General features: G+C 57.6%; 9 protein-coding genes. 5 read left to right on the top strand and 4 right to left on the bottom strand.

Annotated elements, in window-relative coordinates; all coding sequences use genetic code 11:
• The first annotated feature begins 434 nt into the window (after positions 1-434).
• The 4 genes from IEX32_RS19725 (at position 435) to IEX32_RS19710 (ending at position 3,877) form a co-directional block, all read left to right on the top strand.
• Entirely contained in the window at positions 435-1,415 is a 981-nt protein-coding gene (locus IEX32_RS19725; RefSeq protein ID WP_373285474.1) for a formylglycine-generating enzyme family protein, read from the top strand.
• A gap of 54 nt (positions 1,416-1,469) precedes the next feature.
• Entirely contained in the window at positions 1,470-2,981 is a 1,512-nt protein-coding gene (locus IEX32_RS19720) for a sulfatase family protein (RefSeq protein WP_188773245.1), read from the top strand.
• A gap of 78 nt (positions 2,982-3,059) precedes the next feature.
• Positions 3,060-3,452, top strand: a complete 393-nt coding sequence (locus tag IEX32_RS19715; RefSeq protein ID WP_188773244.1) for a hypothetical protein — start codon at positions 3,060-3,062, stop codon at positions 3,450-3,452.
• 140 nt (positions 3,453-3,592) lie between these two features.
• Positions 3,593-3,877, top strand: coding sequence for a hypothetical protein (locus tag IEX32_RS19710; protein ID WP_188773243.1), 285 nt, complete (start codon positions 3,593-3,595; stop codon positions 3,875-3,877).
• 22 nt (positions 3,878-3,899) lie between these two features.
• On the opposite strand, the gene IEX32_RS19705 is transcribed toward IEX32_RS19710, so the two are convergent.
• The 4 genes from IEX32_RS19705 to IEX32_RS19690 form a co-directional block, all read right to left on the bottom strand.
• Positions 3,900-5,162, bottom strand: a complete 1,263-nt coding sequence (locus IEX32_RS19705; protein ID WP_188773242.1) for an MFS transporter — start codon at positions 5,160-5,162, stop codon at positions 3,900-3,902.
• Between the two features lie 1,083 nt (positions 5,163-6,245).
• Positions 6,246-6,695 carry a hypothetical protein gene (locus tag IEX32_RS19700; protein WP_188773241.1) on the bottom strand — a complete coding sequence of 150 codons (450 nt, stop codon included), beginning with the start codon at positions 6,693-6,695 and terminating at the stop codon, positions 6,246-6,248.
• A 126-nt stretch (positions 6,696-6,821) separates the two neighbouring features.
• Complete coding sequence (locus tag IEX32_RS19695) at positions 6,822-7,109, bottom strand: HigA family addiction module antitoxin (protein WP_162853572.1); 288 nt, start codon at positions 7,107-7,109, stop codon at positions 6,822-6,824.
• 11 nt (positions 7,110-7,120) lie between these two features.
• The gene (locus IEX32_RS19690; RefSeq protein ID WP_188773240.1) at positions 7,121-7,402 is read right to left on the bottom strand and encodes a type II toxin-antitoxin system RelE/ParE family toxin; all 282 of its coding nucleotides are present in this window, start codon (positions 7,400-7,402) and stop codon (positions 7,121-7,123) included.
• 309 nt (positions 7,403-7,711) lie between these two features.
• On the opposite strand from IEX32_RS19690, the gene IEX32_RS21145 reads away from it, so the two are divergent.
• Positions 7,712-7,999: transposase family protein (locus IEX32_RS21145; protein WP_188773239.1), on the top strand; the 288-nt coding region annotated here is incomplete at its 3' end.

The following is a 7,999-nucleotide window of genomic DNA, read 5'->3' as shown; positions in this document are numbered from 1 at the left end:
GCCTGCGCTTTGCGTGGGTTCCGCAGCGGCGTGACTGGCCAACATTATCGCCGCCAATGCCGCAGATGAAAGGATGAAGCTCCGCGCAATTCGTCTGGTCATTGACGTCAGTCCCCTGCTTCCACTGTCAATCGCAGCATAGCCCTATTCAGCGTCTGCGCTCCTGGTAGGGCTATGGAGGGCGAAATGATCTGTCTTGCGCACAGACGCATGAATAGATTGCAGATGCCGCCGGCGGCAAGTCTTGCCGGTTGAGGCGCGTTTCCAGCTAGAAACGCACCGATCGCGCCGCGGCTGGCTCCGGTGTGGTCGGCCCGGTGATTGTGTTACAGCATGATCAGTTTTTTGGCCCTGACGCGGACAAACTTTCGTGCACATTGGTGCAAGCCGCGCCATCGGATCCAAGCGATCCTGCCCACTAGGAGAAATGGGTGATGATTGGCACGACCGTTCCTGAAACTCAGGCAGTTGGTATGCGCAGTGCTCCGGCGGACAGGGTTTGTGCCGTTCCGGGCGGCGAGTTCTGGATGGGCTCCAACGATTTCTACGAAGAGGAACGGCCCTTGCGCAGGGTGCGCATCGAAGATTTTCGGATCGACGAATGCCCGGTGACCAACGATGAGTTTGCGGCGTTCGTGGCCGATACCGGGTACGTAACCTATGCCGAGATTCCGCCGGCTGCGGCGGATTATCCCGGTGCGCCCGCGGACATGCTGCGTGCCGGTTCCTTCGTGTTCGAGCCGCCGCGCGCGCCCCTAGCGGCTCCGTTGACGGAAGGCATTCCGCAATGGTGGAGCTATGTTTTTGGCGCCGACTGGCGGCACCCGTTGGGACCTCACAGCTCCCTTCAGGGGCTCGGAGACCATCCAGTGGTACATATCGTCGCGGCCGACGCCGAGGCTTATGCCAAATGGGCCGGCAAAGCGCTTCCGACCGAGGCCGAATGGGAATTTGCGGCGCGGGGTGGCCGCGACGACGGCTGCCCTTATGCGTGGGGCGACGAATTGGAGCCCGGCGGCAAGCGCATGGCCAACATCTGGCATGGCACCTTTCCCCACGAAAATCTGGCCGCGCCAGGATTTGAACGCACCTCGCCTGTGCGATCCTATCCGCCAAACAACTACGGCCTTTTCGATATGATCGGGAATGTATGGGAATGGACGGCTGATTGGTACGCTGCCGGCGCTCACCGTCCGAAGCAGGGCTGCTGTACAACGGAGAAGGGCAATGCTGGACTGCAGGAAGCAAGTGCTGATCCCGCATCTGCGCTGAAGATTCCACGCCGGGTCCTGAAAGGGGGATCGCATCTCTGCGCGCCCAACTACTGTCGTCGGTATCGGCCCGCTGCGCGATGGCCGCAGCCAATTGATACATCGACATCACACACCGGGTTTCGGTGTGTGATCCGAAAATAAACCCTGAAAACCGTAACAAATCGGGAATTTTTCAGTATGAATAGGCGGAACTTTATGGCCACCTCGGCGACAGCTTTAGCGCTGCCCCTGCTGTCGGAGGTGGCAGCAGCGGCAGGATCAGATCGAGAAGCGCCAACCCCTGCCAGGCGCTTGAATTTCCTGTTTATTACTGCCGATGACATGGACGCCTCGATGCCGGGCTTCATGGGCAATCGTGCGAATATTACACCTAATCTCGACAAGCTTGCCCAGACATCACACCGCTTTGTATCCACCCGCTCGGCTGTGCCGATATGTCAGCCGTCCAGAGAGGCAATGATGACGGGCATGATCCCGCATCGCACCGGGGGGATTGGATTTACTCCCATAAACGGTGACGTTCCGACATTCACCACCATTTTGCAGGATCACGGGTACTTCACCGCCGGCATTCACAAAATTCAGCATATGCAGCCGCCCGGCCGTTTTCCCTGGGATTTTCTGCGCAGCGGAAAAGACGGCAATCCGTTGACGTGGGACGACCGAAATCCAGTCCTTATCGCGGACCATGTAGAAGAGGCGATTGCCGCCGCGCGCGCTCAAGGCAAACCGTTTTTCATCAATTGCAATATTACCGATCCCCATCGGCCCTTCTACGGAAGCCCCGAGGCGATCAAGCAAGATAACGGACAGACGGGTCCGTACAAGATTCCTCGCGAAATCGGCCCGGAAGAGGTAACGGTTCCTCCATTTCTCGAGGATTTGCCGGAAGTTAGGGTAGAACTTGCACAATATTACAATAGCGTTCAGCGAATGGATATCGCCGTTGGGAATATACTGGAAAAATTGAGCAAAAGTCCGGAGGCAGCCAATACGCTCATACTGTTCAGTTCAGACCATGGCATGCCGTTCCCGTTTGCTAAGAGTACATGTCTCGATAGTGGAACTCATACGCCCGTACTGATCGCTTGGCCGGAAATGGGGAAGGCGAAATCATTCGATGCATTAACGTCGAATCTCGATATATTGCCTACTGTTTTAGATGTTCTTGGGATAGATACACCTGACGGCGTTGATGGAAAGTCATGGCTTCCTATCATCAATGGAAGGACGGATTCTATACGGGACTATAATTTCACGTATGTAGCCACCATGTATGATGGCACGAATTATCCGATGAGGGCGATACAGGATCATCGCTATTTGATGATGTTTTCGCCTTGGTCGGACGGCAATTTCTCCAGAGGGGTCATCGATAGCATGCATGGCTTGACCTTTGATGCCATGGTTGCAGCCGCCCGCGACAATCCAGCTCTGTCAAACAGAATCAAGGAATATACTCACGGCGTCCCACTGGCGCTATACGACCTTGAACAGGATGCCGGTCAAAGGATCAATATTATCGAACGGCAGGACATGCAGGTCCGAGTCAACGAAATGAAGCAGGGGCTTCTGAAGCATATGAGGGAAACAAAGGACCCCCAACTGAAAAACTTCGAGCTGTTCCTGACCGGAAAGGCGCCCGTAGTCGCCCAACGCCCTAAGCGATATCAACATTATGACTGGATCGAGCGGCGCGTACATTAGAGCGTCGAACCTGAAACCCGAATCTCTGGCACTACTTTGGCATGAACGGTCTGCTGGTGCTGAAGCCAGAGCCTGGAGGTGACGCGCTCCCGGGCCTATCGCAAGAATGATCAGGCGTGGGTCGAGCAGAAGAACGGCGCCATCGTCCGGCGCCTGGTGGGCTATGGCAGGTTCGTGGGAGCGGAGGCGACAGCGGCGCTCAGCCGCTTGTACGATGTGGTGCGGCTGCACGGTAATCTGTTTCAACCCTCGTTCAAGCTGCGGGAGAAGACCCGGATCGGCGCGCGCATCATCAAACGCTATCATCCGCCCGCGCCGCCGGCTGCGCGCGTGCTGGCTCATCCCGATGTAGCTGCGCCCGATAAAGAGCAGCTGAGCCGGATGCTGGAAACGGCCGATCCCGTGATGCTGTTCGCAGGCATCCGGGCAGCACAAGACGATCTGGGAAACGCGTCGATCGCCGCGGGCTGAATACCAAGCCCGAGGAGCCGGTCGTTATCGACCTGCAGCGCTTTGCCGCCAATCTGGAGACCGTCTGGCAGGCGGGCGAGACGCGGCGCACGCATCGGCGCCCATGCCGGCGAACCAGGCCCTATCCCAAAAGGCCGAGCATGCTCGATCCGTTCGAGGCGCAAATCCGCGCGTGGATCGAGGCCGACCCGACGCTTTCGGCAGCCGCAGTGTTGCAGCGGCTTATGAGCGCCGATCCGTCACGCTTCACGAAGAAGAACGAGCGGACGGTGCAAATTGCCGTGAAGGCGTGGCGCGCGGAAATCACCGGGCAGATCATCCTCAATGGTGACTGGATGAAGGACTTCGCCATATCTCCACCCGCCGCGGCGGGTGGAGATATGGCGCACCGCGCAACCGCTCAGTCCGGTAACAATCTTCGGTGAGGCAACACGGGGGGCAAGTTTGTCAGTTCGAATGACAGTCCAATATAGCCGCTACGGGCTTGGATTCAGCACGCGGGCTATCAGCATCAATCACATAGGCCCGAGGCTGCTTCGTGCAGGCAAGAATGACAAAAACAATCATTCCTATGATCGCGTGCGCAATGAACACGGCAACAAAATTGCCGCTATAATCACGCATGATGCCTCCCAACGCCGGGCCTAGTGCTGCGGACGTAGAGACCATGCACATGATGGCGTAGAGCTCCAGGTTAGCGCGTTGACCAAACCAGGACTGAAGCAGTACTGCCGTGCCCACATAACTGGCTCCAAAGCCGAAACCCATACATATGGCGAATAATCCAAGCCGCGTGGGGAAATCGGGCAGGATCAGAATAATGCAGGCAAGCGCCTGTAACCCTAGCGCGAACAACGTCAACGTACGAGCAGAGACGCGCTCACCGATCAAACCGGCCAGTCCGGACACAATCGCCCCAACAAGCGCTATTCCGCCCATTAGTCCAGCTGAATGGGCCACTGGCACGCCTTGTTCGCTTAGGTGCTGAACGGAGAAACTATGCACCGAAGTATTGATAAGCAAGCATGCCGTATAGGCGCTCACTACGACCCAGAATTGCGGGATCCGCACTGCAGTCTCAGCACTCCATCCGATGATATTCGTCGTGCGGATGTTGTTGAGTTCGCAATCGCCACTACCCCGTCCCCCGCGTGTCATGAAGATAGCAAACGCGCCAGTTGCCAAGGCTCCCAATGCGCAGATCACCCAGAACAGCCGCCAGTTCTCGATCAAACCATCTACACCGAAAAAGAGAAGAGGTCCCGCAATGGCGCCCAGATTTCCTATCGTAAAGTACACACCGAGCGCTGTGGACCGTCGTTCAAACAGCTTCGAAATTACATGAACACCCGCCACCGTACCACAAAAGCAGAAGCCTACGCCGGTGAGTATCGTGCCAACATGATACAATCGAGCCGTCATAGTGGCGGCCATGCAACTGAACCCCGCAACCAGCAGCAACGTACCAACCAGTAGTGTCTTCGGCACGCCGACGCGGCGGATCGAAACGGCGGGGACGAGGCTCGCCAAGCCGCATCCAAGTCCGAGCAGCGTAAAGCCAAATCCTGCTTCCGCCCAATTCATCCTCAAGTCTTTGACCATTGAGGGCAGAACTATTCCAAGAGAATTGAAAGTCCCTGCCATCAGCAGGAAATAAAGCAGACTCATAGATGCCAGAACTACAAATCGGCCGTCACCGTACAGGCGCATAGGTCATCTCCGGGTCAAGCTCGATCAGTTGCACGATGGTCACCTCACACTTAGACCGGTCCTGCAGTTCGCTGTAGCGGGCAAACTAGTGGTTGAACTCTTTGACGCCATGCAATCGCCGCACCCACGCCTTTCGCCGGAAGCGCAAAGTGCGCCCAGCATCGCTTAGGCGGGTAAACCGAATAGCTCGAATCCGCGATCATACTTAAGCTCTCCTGGGGCCATGTAGACCCAGTGTCTTGAGCATAAATGCACCGCTGCATGCCCCGATTTTCCTTCCTTATGAATTGGGCCGAAATCGGTGCGTATGAGCACTTCACATCGCGATGTTGAGGTCAAGGGATGTCGAATCGGCGCTTCCACACGTGTGTTGATGACATCGCCAGCCGCGTCGCGTCCGATCATGCCGGTCCGCGTGAGCGGAAAGCCGATTTCGGACTGGCGAGTCACGTCTGCGTTGCGGTATCGGCGCTAGCCTATCGTGCGCCGGACTTCTGAAACGCATAGGGCGTCCCGGTACCAACGCGCTTCGCTCGAGCGCACAGACGCGGTCGTCGCGGCTCTAGCCGGCAGCGAGACCACAATATCCCGCGAGATATCCAATTTTCACCAGCAAATGGCGCTATACTAGTCACTCATGATCTGGTGATGCGATCTTTCTCCACAATCACCCTGATGTGGTGCCGGTTTTCCGGACGGGGTGTTAAGCTAATCCCGGCCTGAAGGACTGGTACGGGAGATGGGGCCAGCTGAAAGTATCTCGATCTGGAAGGAACCTGCGGCGGGTTTCCACGGCGGACTAGGGAGCCGGGGAATGCCGGATTAGTCGGCGGCGGCAGGCGAGATATGACCCGCGTCACCGCCGTCAGCATCGGGAGCGAAATTGATCCTCGAATCGGCCGAATTGGACCATTGGATTCGCTCCTCGGAACCGAACCCGTTTTCTTTGCTTGACGTGGGCCCCATTGATGGTCCGATCCACGAATCGCGTCAGGAATCGGCTTTAAGTCAAGCCGTTAGGGTGGCAATTCGATTCCCTTCACCGCTCCAAGCTTTTCTGCGGTTTTCCGGAGCCAGGCCCTCTCAGCCCTGCGGTAAAACTGCGGTAAAGGCTCCGGGGGCCAGCGCCTCGATCTCGTCGATGATCTCTTCCGTCACCGCCAGAACCCGGCCCAGGTTCGCCGGGTCCGGCAGCGCATAGATGTCGCTGATGCTGGCCTTGCGGTGGCCGAGCATCATTTCTCCCTGTTGCCAGCGTTCCTCGCCTAGCCGCGTGCGGGCGAGCGTCGACATAGAACGCCGTATCAGCTTCTCGCCTGCTTGCCCTTGGCCAGGCAGGCCGAGTTCGGTTCGCATCTTCTCCCAACTCGTGCGTACGGTGGCCACCGGCAAGTACGGTCCTTCGAGATCGTCCAGCCACGGCTTCATCTGCCGTGCCAGCGGAACCTTCGGGCGATACTTCTTTGTCTGGCGACGACCGCGCGGATTGAGATCGAGCACACCGGCAGCAGAGTTCCACTGGGCCGACGTCAAATCGTAGATCGCTTCGGGCCGTGCCCACGTGGCGACGGCAAGCCGCAGGTATCCACCCTCGCCATGGGATCTTTCAGGTGACCGAAGCGCAGAAAAAGGCTGGCGTTGCGATCGCGCGTTGGAGAATCAAGCCGCCAGCAGCGGCTTAATTTCTTCGATGTCGGCGGCCTGATCCACAAGCAAATCATAATGCGTCTGGAGGTTGAGCCAGAACTCCGGCGTCGTACCAAGTGCCTTGGATAGACGCTTGGCCGTGTCCGGCGTGACCGAAGTCCTCTCCTCGCACAGCCGCTCGATGCGGGTGCGGGGGACATGGATATGCTTCGCCAGCTTGCCAGCAGAAATGCCCATCTCCCCAAGGAACTCATGCTTGAGGATTTCACCGGGATGGACCGGGGTTTTCAACATGGTCATGACGACTCCCTTCAATGATAGTCCACGATCTCTACGTCTTCCGGGCCATTGTCGGTCCAGACGAAACAGATACGCCATTGGTCGTTGATCCGGATCGAATGCTGGCCCTCACGGTCATCAGACAGGGCTTCCAGCCTGTTGCCCGGAGGCGACCGCAAGTCGACCAGATTTACTGCCGCCTCAAGCATAGCCATCTTCCGCACAGCAGCCCGGAAGATATCGTTCGGGAAGCCCTTGCCTGGCTTGCCCGCCAACACTTGTTCAACCAACTTGCCTTTGGCGCTATGTATCATGGACTGATACGTATCATCTTGTGATACATGGCGCAAGAGGCTTACCGACCCTTGCCAGACATTCAGCGGCCAAATTTCGCTCCCTGGGTGCAGACTGGCCGCTTCCGAGCGTTCCACCAAAGGAAGCGGTAATCACCTGGGGATCTTTCGGAAGGTCCATCCTGGCCGCTGAACGACAATCGGCTTTTGACGTTAGCCTGCGTGTTGATTCCGCTGAGATGTGACCCGGGATTTTCATCGAGAACTGGCTCTGACTCACATTTGCTGCTGCTGAGGTAAGCTCCTCCCGCATCATTGGGAGGATCTGCCATGCATGGTCGATTTCAACGTGCGCGCCTGGCTCCTGAAGGCTTGGTGGTTGTATCAGTGCAAAGCGTCGGAGATGATTTCCAGATCTTGCTCCGCTCACGGCGTAGTTCAGGTGTTTGCCCGGATTGCGGGCGTCCAAGCCGACGGATTCAGAGCCGGTATGTGCGCCGGCCGTCGGATCTTCCACTTGCTGGGCGCCGCGTCGTTCTCACGATCCTGGCGCGCCGCTTTTGGTGTGACACCGTCGTGTGCGGTCGACGCATTTTCTGCGAGCAGTTCGATGCCGGC

The sequence above is a fragment of the Novosphingobium endophyticum genome (genome assembly GCF_014640675.1).
In the GTDB taxonomy this organism is placed as follows: Bacteria; Pseudomonadota; Alphaproteobacteria; order Sphingomonadales; family Sphingomonadaceae; genus Novosphingobium; species Novosphingobium endophyticum.
Note: the sequence above shows the minus strand (reverse complement) of the source record. Positions and strands in the feature narration are given on the sequence as shown.